15 protein-coding genes are annotated in these 16129 nt (G+C 67.3%); 6 read left to right on the top strand and 9 right to left on the bottom strand.

The window, feature by feature from the left end; genetic code table 11:
* Positions 1 to 10: 10 nt before the first annotated feature.
* The 9 genes from ACNFCI_RS18035 to ACNFCI_RS17995 all read right to left on the bottom strand — a co-directional run bounded on the left by ACNFCI_RS18035 (position 11) and on the right by ACNFCI_RS17995 (position 9191).
* A complete protein-coding gene (locus tag ACNFCI_RS18035) occupies positions 11 to 1177 on the bottom strand; it encodes an acyl-CoA dehydrogenase family protein (protein WP_084857944.1) in 1167 nt (388 codons plus the stop codon).
* Positions 1178 to 1187: 10 nt separating this feature from the next.
* The gene (locus tag ACNFCI_RS18030; RefSeq protein ID WP_084857943.1) at positions 1188 to 1943 is read right to left on the bottom strand and encodes an enoyl-CoA hydratase family protein; all 756 of its coding nucleotides are present in this window, start codon (positions 1941 to 1943) and stop codon (positions 1188 to 1190) included.
* Between the two features lie 12 nt (positions 1944 to 1955).
* Entirely contained in the window at positions 1956 to 3023 is a 1068-nt protein-coding gene (locus ACNFCI_RS18025) for an NAD(P)H-dependent flavin oxidoreductase (protein WP_368829756.1), read from the bottom strand.
* Between the two features lie 2 nt (positions 3024 to 3025).
* Positions 3026 to 3898 (bottom strand): enoyl-CoA hydratase, encoded by an 873-nt coding sequence (locus ACNFCI_RS18020; RefSeq protein WP_084857942.1) that lies wholly within the window; start codon positions 3896 to 3898, stop codon positions 3026 to 3028.
* A 38-nt stretch (positions 3899 to 3936) separates the two neighbouring features.
* The gene (locus ACNFCI_RS18015) at positions 3937 to 4740 is read right to left on the bottom strand and encodes a CoA-transferase subunit beta (protein WP_084857941.1); all 804 of its coding nucleotides are present in this window, start codon (positions 4738 to 4740) and stop codon (positions 3937 to 3939) included.
* A gap of 12 nt (positions 4741 to 4752) precedes the next feature.
* Positions 4753 to 5634 carry a CoA transferase subunit A gene (locus tag ACNFCI_RS18010; RefSeq protein WP_224458926.1) on the bottom strand — a complete coding sequence of 294 codons (882 nt, stop codon included), beginning with the start codon at positions 5632 to 5634 and terminating at the stop codon, positions 4753 to 4755.
* An 11-nt stretch (positions 5635 to 5645) separates the two neighbouring features.
* Entirely contained in the window at positions 5646 to 6542 is an 897-nt protein-coding gene (locus ACNFCI_RS18005; protein ID WP_368829755.1) for a VOC family protein, read from the bottom strand.
* Positions 6543 to 6760: 218 nt separating this feature from the next.
* A complete protein-coding gene (locus tag ACNFCI_RS18000; RefSeq protein WP_084857938.1) occupies positions 6761 to 7885 on the bottom strand; it encodes an LLM class flavin-dependent oxidoreductase in 1125 nt (374 codons plus the stop codon).
* A 124-nt stretch (positions 7886 to 8009) separates the two neighbouring features.
* The gene (locus ACNFCI_RS17995; protein WP_368829754.1) at positions 8010 to 9191 is read right to left on the bottom strand and encodes a flavin-dependent monooxygenase; all 1182 of its coding nucleotides are present in this window, start codon (positions 9189 to 9191) and stop codon (positions 8010 to 8012) included.
* A gap of 211 nt (positions 9192 to 9402) precedes the next feature.
* Between ACNFCI_RS17995 and ACNFCI_RS17990 the strand changes: the two genes are divergently transcribed.
* From ACNFCI_RS17990 to ACNFCI_RS17965, 6 genes are all read left to right on the top strand, one after another.
* Positions 9403 to 9921 (top strand): flavin reductase family protein, encoded by a 519-nt coding sequence (locus ACNFCI_RS17990; RefSeq protein ID WP_224458923.1) that lies wholly within the window; start codon positions 9403 to 9405, stop codon positions 9919 to 9921.
* A 9-nt stretch (positions 9922 to 9930) separates the two neighbouring features.
* Positions 9931 to 11610, top strand: coding sequence for an FAD-binding protein (locus tag ACNFCI_RS17985; protein ID WP_368829753.1), 1680 nt, complete (start codon positions 9931 to 9933; stop codon positions 11608 to 11610).
* Positions 11598 to 12353 (top strand): glucose 1-dehydrogenase, encoded by a 756-nt coding sequence (locus ACNFCI_RS17980; RefSeq protein WP_084857934.1) that lies wholly within the window; start codon positions 11598 to 11600, stop codon positions 12351 to 12353. Before ACNFCI_RS17985 ends, ACNFCI_RS17980 begins: the two co-directional genes overlap by 13 nt.
* A 1-nt stretch (position 12354) precedes the next feature.
* Positions 12355 to 13440 (top strand): 2Fe-2S iron-sulfur cluster-binding protein, encoded by a 1086-nt coding sequence (locus ACNFCI_RS17975; protein WP_368829752.1) that lies wholly within the window; start codon positions 12355 to 12357, stop codon positions 13438 to 13440.
* A gap of 198 nt (positions 13441 to 13638) precedes the next feature.
* Entirely contained in the window at positions 13639 to 14385 is a 747-nt protein-coding gene (locus ACNFCI_RS17970; RefSeq protein WP_084857932.1) for an SDR family NAD(P)-dependent oxidoreductase, read from the top strand.
* 66 nt (positions 14386 to 14451) lie between these two features.
* Positions 14452 to 16023, top strand: coding sequence for a FadD3 family acyl-CoA ligase (locus ACNFCI_RS17965; RefSeq protein WP_324813411.1), 1572 nt, complete (start codon positions 14452 to 14454; stop codon positions 16021 to 16023).
* The last annotated feature ends 106 nt before the right edge of the window (positions 16024 to 16129 follow it).

Raw genomic sequence — 16129 nt, 5'->3', positions numbered from 1 at the left:
GGTCTCTCCCTCAGGCACGCGGCATGCCGAGCATGCGTTCGGCGATGATGTTGCGCTGGATCTCGTTGGTGCCGGCATAGATCGGCCCGGCCTGGGCGAACAGGAAGCCGTCCAGCCAATGGCCGACGTCGCCTGCGGCCGGGGCCTCGGGCAATAGCTCGCCGCGTAGGCCAAGGATGCTCATGGCGGTTTCGTGCATGCGCAGGTCAAGCTCGGACCAGAAGATCTTGTTGGTCGAGGACTCAGGCCCGATACGCCCACCCTTGACCAGCTGCGAGGCGGTCATGTAGGTCTGCTGGGTGTAGGCTTCGGCATCCAGCCAGGCACGCATCACCGCTTCGCCGATGGCCGGGTCGCGGTCGGCGCTCTCGCGGTTGGCCTGGTACAGCTGCACCAGGCGCCGGGCAGTTTCCTGGAAGCGCGCCGGCGAGCGCAGCATCAGGCCACGTTCGAAGCCGGCCGTGGACATCGCCACGTGCCAGCCCATGCCCTCGCCGCCCAGCACGTTCTCCACCGGCACACGTACATCGTCGAAGAAGATTTCGGCGAAGCCCGGCAAGCCATTGAGCTGGGGGATCGGCCGCACGGTGATGCCAGGGCTGTCCAGCGGCACCAGGATGAAGGTCAGGCCGTGGTGACGCTGGGAGCCAGGGTCGGTGCGGAAGATGCCGAACACCCAGTCGGCCCAGACCGCGCGAGTGGACCAGGTCTTCTGGCCATTGATCACGTAATGGTCACCGTCACGCTCGGCCCGCGAACGGATCGCCGCCATGTCGGAGCCGGCGCCGGGCTCGGACCATCCCTGGGCCCAGATATCCTGGCCGGTGGCCATGCGGGGCAGGAAGCGCGCTTTCTGCTCCTCGGTACCGTATTCCATCAGGGTGGGCCCGAGCAGGAAGATGCCGTTCTGGTTGACCCGCGCCGGGGCGTTGGCGCGGTAGTACTCTTCTTCGAAGATCAGCCATTCGATCAGGTCGCAACCACGCCCGCCCAGGCGGGTCGGCCAGGTGACCATGCCCCAGCGCCCTTCGTTCAGGCGTGCTTCCCAGGCGCGGTGAGCGGCGAACCCCTCCTCGGTGTCGAACGAGGGCAGTGGTTGGGCCGGCACGTTGGCCTGCAGCCAGGCCCGCACCTCGGCGCGCAAGGCCTGCTGGGCCGGTGTGTAGGTTAGGTCCATGTTCGCTCCCTCAACCGTTGAAATTGGCGTTGCGCTTCTCGACGAACGAGTCGCGGGCTTCCTGGGAGTCCTGGGTACGGTAGGCTTCCAGGGTGAAGCCTTGCTCCCAGCGGTACTTGTCTTCCAGGTTGCCGTCCTCGATGCCGTTGAGCGCTTCCTTGGCCAGGCGGATCATCGCCGGGCTCTTGGCGGCGATGGATGCGGCGATGCCCAGCGCGGTCTCGCGCAATTGCTCGCGCGGTACCACGCGTTCGACTGCGCCCAGGCGGTAGGCCTCGGCGGCATCGATCATCTCGCCGGTGAAGTACATATGGCGCACCTTCTGCACCGGGAACAGGCGCTGCAGGTGGGCACCGCCGCCCATGGCGCCGCGGTCCACCTCGGGCACGCCGAAGCGGGCACAGTCGGCGGCGACGACGATGTCGGCGGCGCCGCAGATACCGATGCCGCCCCCCAGGACAAAGCCATGCACGGCGACGATCACCGGCACCTTGTTGCGGTGCACGGCCTTGAAGGTGTCGTAGTTGCCCTTGTTGACCGCGACGATCAGATTACCGTCGGCAGCCAGTTCCTTGATGTCGACCCCAGCGCAGAAGCCACGGCCTTCGGCGCGAATGACGATGACCCGCACCTGCTCGTCTTCGCCCAGCGCCTGGAGGGTGCTGGCGATGTCGGCCCAGCCCCGGCTGTTGAAGGCATTGACCGGGGGATGGTCGAAGACCATCTCGGCGATGCCGTTGTCAATGCTGACACTGAATGGTTGCATTCGGTTTCCCCCTTACGAAATTCGGCAGCACAGCGCGCCCAGGCGCTGCTCGGCGTCCTGGACGATCTGCGCGATCAGTTCGGCGCACCCCGGCAGGCTGTCGATGCCCGCGGCCACTTGGCCGGCCGGCAGCACGCCCTCGGCCGGGCGGCCTTCGACCATGGCCTTCTGGATGACCATCGGCGCGTTGGCGGCCATCAGGCTCTGGGCGGCGCTGAGCCCACCGTCGCGGCGCATCTTCAGGGCGCTGCCGAGCAACTGGCCCAGGCCAAGGCCGGTGTGGCGGCGGTAGGCCAGCCCGCTGCGCACGGCCAGCAGCCAGCGGCGCAGGCCGCTGCCGGACTCGAGCTCATCGAGCAGCTCGTTGCGGATCATGCGTTGCGGCAGGCCATCGATGGCCCGGCTGACGATCACCGCCGCCGGGTCCTTGACCGCCAGGTAGCGCGCCAGGGTGGCCTGGGGCACCGGACTGTCGGCGGTCATTAGAAAGCGCGTGCCCATGGCGATGCCGTCGGCACCCTGGGCCAGGGCCGATACCAGCCCGCGGCCATCCTTGAAACCACCGGCGGCCACCACCGGCACCTCGACGGCATCGAGCACCTGGCCCAGCAGCATGGCGGTGGGCACGGCGCCGGTATGGCCGCCGCCCTCGCCGCCCTGCACGGTCACCACGTCGGCGCCCATCTCCACGGCCTTCTGCGCGTGCTTGAGGGCGCCCACGGTGGGCATGCAGACCACGCCGGCGTCCTTGAGCCGAGCGATCATCTGCTTGCCCGGCGAGCGGCTGTAGCTGACCGCGCGCACCTGGTGGCGCACCACCAGCTCGACGATCTGTTCGGCGTTGGCCTGGTACATGTGGAAGTTGACCCCGAACGGGCGGTCGGTCAGGCGCCTGGTTTCGAGGATCGCGGCCTCCATCTGCTGCGGTTCGATGGTCGCCCCGGCGAGGAAGCCAAAGCCGCCGGCATTGCAGGTGGCCGCCACCAGGCGCGGGTCGGCGACCCAGCCCATGGCGGTCTGGACGATCGGGTAGCGGCACCCGAGCAAGGCGGTCAGGCGGGTCTCGAGCGACACGGCCATGCTCATGCCCTCCCCTGGTCGCGCTGGGAGCTGGCCATGGCCTTGGCGTCGTAACCGCCCAGGCGGTCGCCCGACACCAGTTCATTGTGGGCATGGGCGAAGTGGTGCAGGCCGAACACCATGTCCATGGTGGCGCGCTTGCCCATCAGGTCTTCGGCGTTGTTGACCGCCTGCTTGCTCAACTGCAGGCCCAGGCGCGGCATCTGGGCGATCTGCGCGGCCAGCTCCAGGGTTTGCACCTCCAACTGCTCGCGCGGCACCACGCGGTTGAGCATGCCCATCTGGTAGGCACGCGCCGCCGGCATCGGCGCGCCGAGGAACAGGAATTCCTTGGCGATACGTGGGTTGAGCTCATGCACGTGGGCGAAATACTCCACGCCCGGAATCCCCATGCGCACCACCGGGTCGCGGAAGTAGGCATCGTCGCTGGCCACGATCAGGTCGCACACCCACGCCAGCATCAGGCCCCCGGCGATGCAGGCGCCCTGGACCATGGCGATGGTCGGCTTGGGGATGTCCCGCCAGCGCCGACACATGCCCAGGTACACCTCCTGCTCGCGGGCGTAGAGGAACTCGCCGCCCGGCTTGCCGACATGGTCGTACCACAGGCTCACGCGCTCGAAGCTCTGGTCCACGTCGCGCCCGGGCGTACCGATGTCATGGCCGGCGGAAAAGTGCTTGCCAGCGCCGCACAGGACGATGACCTTGACCTGGTCATCGGCGCAGGCGCGGGCGAAGGCGGCGTCCAGGGCGTAGGTCATCCGCGAGTTCTGGGCGTTGTGGTACTCGGGGCGGTTCATGGTGACCAGGGCCACCGCGCCACGCACTTCGTACAGCACCACCTCATCGGCCTCTTTGTTGTTTTGCTCGCTCATTACTGCACTCCGGCAAGGCGGTTGGCGGGTACGGGCTGTCAGCGCGCCTGGCGCTGGCCCGGTGGGTTGTCCTTGAGCTGGCTGGCGCGCAGGTTGTGCGGGTCCAGCTGCTGGATCAGCTGCAACTGCGCCTCGGTGGGCGCCGGGGTCACCGGGCAATGCTCGGGCACGTGCAGGGCAAAGCCTGTGTTGTCGCGCACCTCGTCCAGGCTCACGCCCGGGTGCAAGGAGCGCACCCGCACCTGGTGTTGCGGCCCGAGGAAGTCGAGCACGCACAGGTCGGTGACGATCAGGCGGATGTCGATGTCGTCCAGCGACCAGCCACGGGCCAGGCGCGCGGGGTTGTAGCCCACCGAGGCGACCACGTCGCACTCGCCCTCGACGAATACCCGGCGGTTGTGGCTGGGTACGTAGAACGAGTTGGCATGGCTGATGGAGTTGCCCGGCAGGCCACGCACGCCGAGCATCTGCGCCTTGGGCTTGTGGTAGTCGCCGCCGATGCAGGAAATGTTGGCCTGGCCGAAGCGGTCGACCTGGATCGGGCCGATCATGGCGTGGCGCTTGCCGCTCCAGACGTTGTCGAAGATGCGCGAGAAGCCCATCCAACTGTCGCGCTTGGGCTCATAGCCGTTGCGCGGGCCGACCGGCACCGGCTCGGCGACCATGTAGGCTTCCGAGTCGGTCATCATCAGCTGCGGGTTGTTGTCGAGCATGCTCAGGGAGGCGGCCAGGCGTGGGATCACGCCGATACCGGTGGCCAGGACTTCGCCGTCGTCGCGCCAGGCCTGAGCGGCGGCGCAGATCATCAATTCGGCGAGGCTGTAGGAGGTTGCAGGGGTCATGGCGTTCCTCGCTTAGAAAACCGGCAGGGGCAGTCGACGGATGGCCTCGAGGCCCCCGCAACGCTCCAGGTACTGGGTGTGGGAACAGGCCACGTACTGCTCGACATAGGCCTGCCAGCCCTCTTCGCTCTGCGCCGAGGCCACGTAGGCCTTGAAGTGCGGCACATCGAAGCCATACAGCGGCGCGCAGGAAGAGGGGTGCGCGCCGCCGGGCACATTGGCCACGGCGGTGGTCAGGTTGCGCTCCCAGAACACCTGGTGGGCACGGGCCGGGTCGGCGTGGAACCACGCGCTGTCGACCAGCTCGTCGCAGGTGACGAAAGTGTGTGCCGCGGCCCGCACGAACAGGTCGTCCATGTAGTGGTCAGGGCCGGCGATCTGGCAGATGCCACGTGCATCGGCGCGGTCGACGTGCACCAGGGCAGCGTCGAGCTTGAGCGCAGGCATCGCGACCCAGTCACGACCATCGGCGTAGGGCGAGGCGATCAGCTTGATCTCCGGGTTATGGCGCAGCACGTCGGTGCCCAGGCCCACCGCGGTGGGGATGAACGGCACGTTCATGGCGGCGGCGCGCAGGCCCAGCAGCAGCATGCCTTCATCGATTTCCATGACCTCGATGGCCCCGTCCTGGCGTGCCTTGCGGAAGTACGGCTCGAGGGGGATGAAGTCGAGGGAGACGAAGGCGAAGATCAGTTTCTTCACCTTGCCGGCAGCGCACAGCAGGCCGACATCGGCACCACCGTAGGCGACGACGGTGAGGTCCTTGAGGTCCGAGCGCAGGATCTCGCGCACCAGCGCCATGGGCTTGCGGCGCGGGCCCCAGCCGCCGATACCGATGGTCATGCCGTCGCGCAGCTGGGCGACCATCTGGGCCGTGGTCATCTGTTTATCCATGGGTACTGTCCTCACTGGCGGCCGACACTGAAGTCGTGGCCCCATTGGCTGACCACCGTGCTCTCGAACGGGGTGTGGCGGCTCCAGTCCACCACCAGGCCGTCGCAGCCGTACTCCAGGTCGAACCCGGAGGGGGTCTTCATGTAGAAGGAAATCATCTGGTCATTGGTGTGCTGGCCCAGGGTGGCCGAGAGCTTCACGCCATTGGCGTGCATGCGGTCCAGGGCGCGGCCGACTTCGTCCAGGCCATCGACCTCGACCATCATGTGCACGCAGCCACTGGGCACCGGGCATTCGAAGATCGCCAGCGAATGGTGGCGGCCGTTATTGCAGTGCATGAAGTGGATGCGCTTTTCCGGCTCGGCAGGATCCGGGGTGAAACGCACTTTCATCAGGTCCGACAGGCCGAAGCCCATCACCTGTTCGTAGAAGTCGCGGCAACGGTCGAAGGTCGGTGCCGGCAGCACCACATGGCCCATGCCCAGGGCATCGCTGACGAAGCTGCGCACACCCACCGGGGACACGAAGCGGGCGAAGTCCTGGCGCGGGCCCCAGTACAGCTCGTGGCGATTGCCATCGGGGTCGGCGAACAGGGCCAGCGCCTGCACCTGGCGCAGCGCGGCCTGCTCGGCGCTGCCCTGCTCCACGGCCACACCAGCAGCGTGCAGTTCGGCCACGGCCTGGTCGAAAGCGGCCTGACCGGCCACTTCCCAGCCGCAGGCGCCGAAACCGTCCTGGGCGCTGTGCTGCACCAGGATGCGGTACGGGCGCTCGTCCATCTTCAGGAACAGGCGTTCGCCGCTTTCGTCCTCGACCACCATCATGCCCAGCACCTGGCTGGCGTAGTGGCGCCACTGCGCGAGGTCGGTGGAACGTACGGTGACGTAACCCAGGCCACGGATATCCATGCACGATCTCCTCATGTTGTTCTTGTCACGAGCCGCTGGGGCTCTTGGATGGTCGTATTCAAGCCAGTTGGCGGTGGAGCGTCATCGTCCAATAGGACTACCGGCCAAGGGGTTGCCATGCAGCCCAATCGCGGGACAAGCCCGCTCCCACAGGGGTGACGCAGGTCCCTGTAGGAGCGGGCTTGTCCCGCGATTGGGGCGCAAAGCGCCCCTGGGGGTTATTGCTTGTTGCGGAAATGCGGAATGACCTTCTCGCCGATGTTGCGCAGGGTCTCCAGCTGGGCCCACTGCGGCACGGTGCCCATCTGGCAGATGAACAGGATCTCGTCGGCGCCGGCATCGATCAGGCGCTGCACGTAACCGATGCAATCCTCGACGGTGCCGTAGGCGTGGTTGGGGTTCATCATCGCCATGGTCGGGTCGGAGAAATCGACGCGCACTTCCTCGGAGGCGAAGCGCGACTTGATCACCGCCTGCCCGTTGCCGTCGACGTAGGTGTCGTCCTTCCACTTCTCCGGGTCAGGGCGCTCACCACCGCCGTACCAGTAGCCCAGCGACTCCATGAAATAGCGCTGGCCACGGATGCCGATGCGGCGCGCGGTTTCGTTGTCGTCCAGCACGATGGCCGGGCACAGCGCGGCGATGTGGCGGTTGGGGCGGAAGCCCACCTGGTTGCGGGCATCACGGTTGTCGAAGGCCTGGTGATACACCTCGACCTTCTTGGCAATCTCTTCAGGGCCACCGAAGCCCAACACCAGCGCGCCCATGCCACGCCCGCCAGCGTTCTTCAACGAATCGGTGTTGGTGCAGGCCAGGTACATCGGCGGGTGCGGGTCCTGGTACGGCTTGGGGTGGATCGGTCGCTTGGGGATCTTGACGAAGTCGCCGTGGTGCTCGATCTCGTCCTGCACGAACATCTTCGGAATCAGGTACATGGCTTCGTCGATCTGCGGCTGCAGGGTCGCCAGGTCGTAGCCGAATGTGCCGGCCTCCTGCTGGGTGCCGCCCTTGCCCACGCCGAAATGCACGCGGCCCTTGGACAGCAGGTCGAGAGTGGCGATGCGCTCGGCCACCTTGACCGGGTGGTTCATCGCCGGTGGCAGGCACACCACACCATGGCCGATGCCGATGCGCTCGGTCTTGCCGGCGACGAAGGCCAGCATGGTTTCCGGGGCAGACATGTGCGAGTAATTGGTCAACGCGGTGTGCTCCACGCACCAGAAGGTGTCGAAGCCCAGCTTGTCGGCCAGCACCGCCTGCTCGACGGTGTCATCGAAAATCTTGCGGTCACCCTCGCGGCTGGCATCGATCGTCTGGGCTTCGTAAATCAGCGAGAATTTCATGTGCGTTCCTTGTTGTTCTGTGGACGTTGGCCGGCACGCGCCGGCCTTGGTCACATCCTCAGGCATCGCAGGTGGGCTCGAATCCCTAAAACGGACTAGCCGGTTTCGGTGAGCAGGCTGCGGCCTAGAGGAAGAAGTCCGTGGTGTCCTGGCCCATGCTCACGCCACCGAGGTTCCAGGCATACTTGGCCGGGCTGTTGGCCACGTGGGCACGACCGGTATGGATGTCGCGGAACGCCCGGTTGATCGGGTGGCTACGGAAGATGGTCGAGGCGCCACTGTTGAACATCAGCTCAGCCACTACCTTGGCGCAGCGGTCGGCCACCAGGGCCGAGTCGTAGCGCATCTTCACCCGCAGTTGCATGTCCAGCGGCGTGCCGCTGCGGGCGTTGTCGAGCATCAGCTCGAAATTGCGCAGCAGCACGGTGCGGCATTCGTCGACACAGACCATGGCGTTGGCCAGGGCGCTTTGCGCGGCCGGGTCCTGGAGCACCTTGCGGCCATCATTGACCGCCACCCGCGCCTTGTTGTGGGCGATGAAGTGGTCCACCGCCCCCTGCAGGGCGCCGATGGCCGACGAAGACACCGCGCGCACGAAGATCTGCCCGAACGGCAGGCGATAAAGCGGCGAGGTGTTGACCGCATTGCCCGGGCTGTCCTGCATGAAGCCATCGACGGCGCGGTGGGTGCGGTACTCAGGCACGAAGGCGTCTTCGACCAGCACGTCATGGGAGCCGGTGGCCTCCAGGCCCATCACGTTCCAGTTGTCGATAATCTGGTAGTCGGCACGCGGCACCAGGAAGGTGCGGTAGTCTGGCGCACCGCCCGGCTCAGCCGGCGGCACCATGGCGCCGAGGAAGGCCCATTGGCAATGCTTGCTGCCCGAGGAGAACCCCCAGCGCCCACTCAGGCGGAAACCGCCCTCCACCCGCTCGACCTTGCCCACCGGCATATAGGAAGAGGAGATCAACACGCTGGTGTCCTGCCCCCAGACATCCTGCGCGGCGCGGTCGTCGAACAGCGCCAGCTGCCAGTTGTGGATGGCCACCACGCCCAGTACCCAGGCCGACGACATGCAGCCTTCGGCGAGGATCATCTGCACCTCGAAGAAGTCCTTCGGTTCGAGCTCCAACCCCTGCCAACGGGCCGGCTGGAGGATGCGGAAGAAGCCCGCCTCGTGGAAGTCGGCGATGGTCTCCTCCGGCAAGCGGCCCATCTGCGCGGCCTGTTCGGCGCGCTCGCGCAGCACGGGCACCAGCTCACGGGCGCGCTGGCGCAACTGTTGACGCATGAGGTCTTGATTCATCTTCTTGTTCTCCTCTGGTCGCCCCGTTCCCCGGGGCGTGCGAGAGAGGCGCTGTGCCTCCACCGTGGGCATTGCAACAAGGTGAATCGGGCGCGGCATCCCTCAAACGGACCATGCGCGGCCTGCATCGACTAGTCCCGTTGGACGATGTTGGGGCTTGCCCCCCTTGCAAGAATCCATCGCACTGAAACAGCCAAACCGAGGGCGTGCGATGAACGACAACAATAATTTGAAAGCCGACATGCTCCAGGCCATGCGCCGCCTGGCCAAGTCGGTGACCATCATCAGCACCAGCGACGGCAGCCAGCGTTTCGCCATGGCCGCCACCGCGGTGGACTCGCTGAGCACCGAGCCGCCGTCACTGCTGATCTGCGTCAACCAGAGCGCATCGCCCCACGCGGCGCTGGCCGCCGGCGCGAGCTTCTGCGTGAACATCCTGGGCCTGGAGCAGCAGCACCTGGCGCACCTGTGCAGCGGCAGCATCAAGGGTGAAGCCCGCTTCGGCCAAGGCCAGTGGCTGACCAGTGACGAAGGCATCCCTTACCTGGCCGACGCCCAGTCGTCGATCCTCTGCCGCCAGGACGGCCAGTTCGCCTACGGCACCCACACCGTCTTCATCGGCCGCATCCTGCGCATCCACACCACGCCGACCATCACCCCGCTGGTGTACCTGGACGGGCACTACACCACCACCGCCAAGCCTGTGCCCCTCGCGGCCAGTGCCAGCTGAGGCGCAAGCATGAGCGAGCAGGCGGTGCAGGCACCGCTTCGCGTCGACAACGCCGAGCAGTTGCAATGGCAGCAACGCGCCGACCTGGTGGTGGTGGGCTTCGGCGGGGCCGGGGCCAGCGCTGCCATCGAGGCCGCCAGCCGTGGCCTTTCGGTGCTGGCCCTGGAGCGCTTCGCCGGCGGTGGCGCCACTGCCCTGAGCGGCGGCGTGGTGTATGCCGGCGGTGGCACACCGCAACAGCTGCAGGCCGGTTACCCGGACAGCAGCGAGGCAATGTTCGACTACCTGCTCAGGGAAGTCGGCGATGCGGTGAGCGAACAGACCCTGCGTACGTTCTGCGATGGCAGCCTGGAGCAGTTGGCCTGGCTGGAGCGCCAGGGCGCAGTGTTCGAAGGCAGCATGGCGCCGCACAAGACCTCCTACCCCAGCGACAGCTACTACCTGTACTACTCAGGCAACGAGGCAGTACCGGCCTACGCCGTAGAGGCCGCCCCGGCCCCCCGCGGCCATCGGACCAAGGGCACCGGCATGTCCGGCTCGGCCCTGTTCCGTGCCTTGGCCGACAGCGCGCGGCGCCGCGGCGTACGCGTACGTACCCAGTGCCAGGTGCGGCGCCTGGTGGTCGACCGAAAAGGCCAGGTGCTGGGCGTCGAAGCCTGGCAACTGCCAGCAGGCAGCCGCGTCGCACGCCTGCATGCCCGCCTGACGCGCTGGGCCGCGGCGGTACACATGTACGCCCCGGCGGTGTCCGCGCGGTTGCGAGCAGGCATGCACCGCATCGAACAGCGACACGCCCTGCCCCTGCTGGTGCGTGCCGACCACGGCGTGCTGCTGGCCAGCGGCGGCTTCGTGTTCAACCGCCAACTGCTCGGCGAGCATGCGCCGCGCTACCTCGACGGCCTGCCCCTGGGCAGCAGTGGCTGCGACGGCAGCGGCATCGAGCTGGGCCGCAGCGCCGGCGGCAGCCTGGGACGCATGGACAAGGTCAGTGCCTGGCGCTTCATCAACCCGCCGCTGGCCTGGGCTCGCGGGCTGATCGTCAATGCCCGGGGCGAGCGCTACTGCAACGAAGAGCTGTACGGCGCCACCCTGGGCCACGCCATGGTCGAGGAACAGGACGGCCGTGCCTTGCTGATCCTCGACCGCAGCTTGCGCAACCAGGCGCTGCAGCAGGTCGGCCCAGGCAAGGTGTGGTCGTTCCAGCGTCTGCCGGTACTGCTCAACCTGCTGTTCAACTGCCGCCGTGGCAATACCCTCGAACAGCTGGCCCAGCGCTGCCGGCTGCCGGTCGAGGCCCTGCGCCGCAGCGTTGACGCCTACAACCGCGCCGCGCGCGGCGAAATCGCCGACCCGCACGGCAAGTCACCGGCCATGCTCCATGATCTGGGCCAAGGCCCCTGGTACTGCCTGGACCTGTCCTACGACAGCCGCCTGTACCCCTGCCCGACCCTGACCCTGGGCGGGTTGCGGGTGTGCGAGCAGAGCGGCCAGGTACTCGACCCGCAAGACCAAGCCATCGAGGGCCTGTACGCGGCCGGCCGCTGCGCCGTGGGCGTGGCTTCCAACCTCTACGTTTCCGGCCTGTCCCTGGCCGATTGCGTCTTTTCCGGCCGGCGCGCCGCGGCCCACGTGGCCGGCCTGGCCGCCGGCCACCGAGCCTCACAAGGAGAACAACCATGCAACGTGTAGAAGGCAAAGTCTGCCTGGTCACCGGCGCCGCCAGCGGCATCGGTCGCGAAGATGCCCTGCTGCTGGCCAGCGAGGGCGCCCGGGTGGTGCTCACCGACCTGAACGAGCACGCCGGTCGCCAGGCCGCTGCCGAGATCGGCGAGAACGCGCTGTTCATTCGCCACGACATCGCCAGCGAAAGCGATTGGCAGCAGGTGATCGCCACCACCCTGGCGCATTTCGGCCGCCTCGATGTGTTGGTCAACAACGCCGCCATCCTGGCCACCGGCACCATCGAAGACACCAGCCTGGAGCTGTGGCAGAAGGTGCAGAAGGTCAACGGCGAGGGCTACTTCCTCGGGTGCAAATACGCCATCGAGGCCATGAAGAAGACCGGTGGCGGCTCGATCATCAACATGTCGTCGGTCGCCGCCCTGGGCGCCATGCCGATGTTCTGCGCCTACTCTGCCTCCAAGGGCGCGGTAGCGGCCATGACCCGCTCCATCGCCTTGCACTGCAAGCAGCAGGGCTACCGCATCCGCTGCAACAGCGTGCACCCCGATGGCGTCAACACGCCGATGACCCAGGCCCTGGCCGGCGGCCAGCCGATTCCCCAGGCGTTGCTCGACCAAGACCCGATGAACCGTATGTGCGCCCCGCGCGACATCGCCAATGTGGTGCTGTTCCTGGCCAGCGACGAGTCCCGTTTCGTCAACGGCGCGGAGCTGCGGGTGGACAACGCGCAACTGATCAGTGGCATCTGACATGAACATCCAGGCTGCTGCAGACCAGGCCCAGGCCAGCGCATCCCCTGCCAGCGACTTGCGCCTGCAGGTGTGCGCGGTGATCGACGAGACCGCCGACGCACGCTCGCTGGTGTTCGACGTACCTGAGGCGCTGCGTGGGCGCTTCGCCTACAAACCGGGGCAGTTCCTGAGCTTTCGGGTGACGGTGGACGGCAAGCGTCTGACCCGCTGCTACTCGATGTCCAGCTCGCCCTGGACCGACACCCGGCCCAAGGTGACCATCAAGCGGGTCGAGGGTGGCCGGGTGTCCAACTGGATGAACCAGCACGTGCAAGTCGGCGACTGGCTCGAAGTGCTGCCGCCGGCCGGACACTTCTGCATCGACCAGCGTCAGGCCACCGACGCCAGCCGGCCTCTGGTGCTGTTCGGCGGAGGCTCCGGCATCACGCCGGTGTTCTCCTTGCTCAAGGCCGTGCTGCACAGCGGGCAGCGCCCGGTGCTGCTGGTGTATGCCAACCGCGACGAAGCCTCGGTGATCTTCCGCGACGAGCTGCGCGCGCTTGCCAAGGCGCACCCGGAACAGTTGCAGGTGGTGCATGTGCTGGACTCGGTGCAGGGCTTCGTCGATGCCGCCCAGGTGCGCCAGCTGGTACGCCACTGGCGCGGCGCGGACTACTTCATCTGCGGGCCGGGGCCATTCATGGATACCGTGGAAGGTACCCTGCTGGCCTTGGGCGAAGCGCGTGACGCCATCCATGTGGAGCGCTTCGTCTCACCGCCCGACCCGGACAGCCAGGAAGCCGTGCCGGTACAGGTCGAGGGTGCAGGGTGCGAGCTGCTGGTGGTGGAGCTCGATGGCGCGACCCACGAGATCGTGCCACGCCCAGGGGACACGCTGCTGCAAAGCTGCAAGGCGGCCGGGCTGGATGTGCCATTCTCGTGCGAGGAAGGGTTCTGCGGCGCCTGCATGTGCACCGTGGAGGAAGGCCGGACGCAACTTTCGCGTAACGATGTGCTCAGCAAGGCGGAGTTGGAGGCCGGGTGGACCTTGGCGTGCCAGGGGCATCCGCAAGGGGCGCGGGTGCGGTTGAAGTTTCCGGCTTGAGGTCGAGCGGGGCTGCTTTGCAGCCCAATCGCGGGGCAAGCCCGCGCCTACAGAGGGCGCGTTGAAACTGTGGGGCTTGTCCCACGATTGGACCAGTGCGGCCGGGCCTAGTCCCTACAGACGATCCTGCCTGTCCTGCATTACAGGTAGACTCGCCACAGCAACAGCTCCACAACAATAAAAGACAGAGGCTCGAATATGGCTCGTTTGCAAAACAAGGTCGCGGTGGTCACCGGCGGTGCGTCGGGCATCGGCCTGGCCTGCGTGCGTCGTTTCAGCGCCGAAGGCGCCCAGGTGGTCGGGCTGGATGTCGGCCAGCCGCCAGCGGACTTCCCCGGCCTGTTCATGACCCTGGATGTCCGTAACGAAGAGCAGGTACAGCAGGTGATGAGCGAAGTCATCCAGCGCTTCGGCCGCCTCGACGTGTTGGTCAATGCCGCCGGCGTCGCCAGCCAGGGCAGCGTCACCAGCGCCAGCACCGCCGACTGGCAGCGGGTGCTGGACATCAACCTGACCGGCAGCATGCTCACCAGCAAGCATGTGCTGGGGCAGATGCAGGCCCAACGCAGCGGCTCGATCATCAATATCGGCTCGATCTTCGGCCTGCAGGGCTGCGACGGCAACGTCGCCTACAACGTCTCCAAGGGCGGCATCAACCAGCTGACCCGCAGCATGGCCATCGATTATGGCCACGCCAACATCCGCGTCAACGGCCTGTGCCCCGGCCTGATCGAAACGCCGATGACCAGCATGGTGCGCGAACAGCAGGCATTCCATGACTTCTTCGCCTCGCAGCACATGCTCAGCCGCTCCGGCCAGCCTGAGGAAGTGGCCAATGTCGCACTGTTCCTGGCCTCGGACGAAGCATCGTTCGTCAGCGGGCAGATGATCGCCGTGGATGGCGGCTTCTCCGCCGGCCGCCGCTTCGCCCCGCCCAGCGCCTGATCCACTCGGCCGGGCCGGTGCCCGGCTCTCCCCTTCGTTCATCGATCCTCTGCCTGAGGAGGCCACATGCCGTCCGTGGAAAACGCCCAGACCTTCCCGCAACTGTTCGCCCTGGCCGCCCAGGCCTATGGCGAGCGCCCGGCCATCGAAGACGCCGGCCCGCCCATCAGCTACCAGCGCCTGGACCAGCTGCGCCGCCAGGCGGCGCGCGCCCTGCTGGCCCTGGACGTGCCGGTGGCGGCGCGGGTGGCGGTGTGGGCGCCCAACCTTTGGGAATGGATCGTCGCCACCGGTGCCCTACACAGTGTCGGCGCTACCCTGGTGCCGCTCAATACCCGCATGAAAGGCGCCGAGGCGGCCCAGGTGCTGCGTGACAGCGGCACGTGCGTACTGTTCTGCATCAGCCGCTTCCTCGACACCGACTACCCGGCCTCGCTCGCCGACCAGGCGCTGCCAGCGCTGCGTCAGGTGATCCACCTGCGCCCCCAGGGCGAGGTGGCCGACGGCCTGGCCTGGGACGACTTCCTCGCCCTCGCGGAGCTGGTGAGCGAGGCCCAGCTGGCCGAGCGTGAACAGCAGGTGAACGGCGATACCCTGTCGGACCTGCTGTTCACCTCCGGCACCTCGGGCAAGCCCAAGGGCGTGATGAGCAGCCATGGCCAGAACCTGCAGGTGGTGCGCGACTGGAGCGCGATCGTCGGGCTGCAGGCCGGGGACCGCTACCTGATCGTCAACCCGTTCTTCCATTCCTTTGGCTACAAGGCCGGCTGGGTGGCAGCGCTGATGCGCGGGTGCACCCTCCTGCCGCAGCAGGTGTTCGACACCCAGGCCCTGCTCGACTGCATCCAGCGCGAACGCATCAACGTGCTGCCCGGCCCGCCTACCTTGTACCAGTCGCTGCTGGCCCACCCCCGGCGCGGCGACTATGACCTGGGCTCCCTGCGTATCGCCGTGACCGGCGCGGCATCGATCCCGGTGGAGATGATCCGGCGCATGGGCAGCGAGCTGGGCTTCGCCACCATCGTCACCGCCTATGGCCTGACCGAGGCCTGTGGCTTCGTCACCATCTGCCGTGCCGGCGACAGCGCCGAGCGAGTGGCCACCACCTGCGGGCGAGCCATGCCGGACGTGGAAGTGCGCTGCGTCGACTCGCAGGGGCAGCCAGTGCCGGCCAACCAGCCGGGCGAAGTGCTGGTACGCGGCTACAACCTGATGCGCGGCTACCTGGACGACCCGAAGGCCACCGCCGAGGCGATCGACGCCCAGGGGTGGTTGCATACCGGGGACGTGGGCGTGCTCGATGAAGGCGGCTACCTGCGCATCACCGATCGCTTGAAGGACATGTTCATCACCGGTGGGTTCAACGTGTACCCCGCGGAGATCGAGCAGACGCTGGTGCGCTACCCGGGCGTGGCCCAGGCGGCGGTGATCGGGATTGCCGACGAGCGCCTGGGCGAAGTGGCCATGGCGTTTCTGTTGCCGGTGCCGGGGCAGCGTATCGACGAGGCGGTATTCCTGGCCTGGTGCCGTGAGCAGATGGCCAACTACAAGGTACCGCGGCGGGTTCGAGTGCTCGACCGCATGCCGCTCAATGCCACCGGGAAGGTGGCCAAGCAGGTGTTGCGCGAACTGGCGTGAATGGCTGGGGCGCTTCGCGGGGGCACGGCGCGCCCCCACGCGCCCCCCGCGAACCGGGATGGGGGGGCCGGGGGGGCGCCACCGCGGGCCCCGCCCCCCCCCCGCC

The sequence above is a fragment of the Pseudomonas sp. NY15356 genome, assembly GCF_048068175.1.
Taxonomy (GTDB): Bacteria; Pseudomonadota; Gammaproteobacteria; order Pseudomonadales; family Pseudomonadaceae; genus Aquipseudomonas; species Aquipseudomonas putida_K.
Note: the sequence above shows the minus strand (reverse complement) of the source record. Positions and strands in the feature narration are given on the sequence as shown.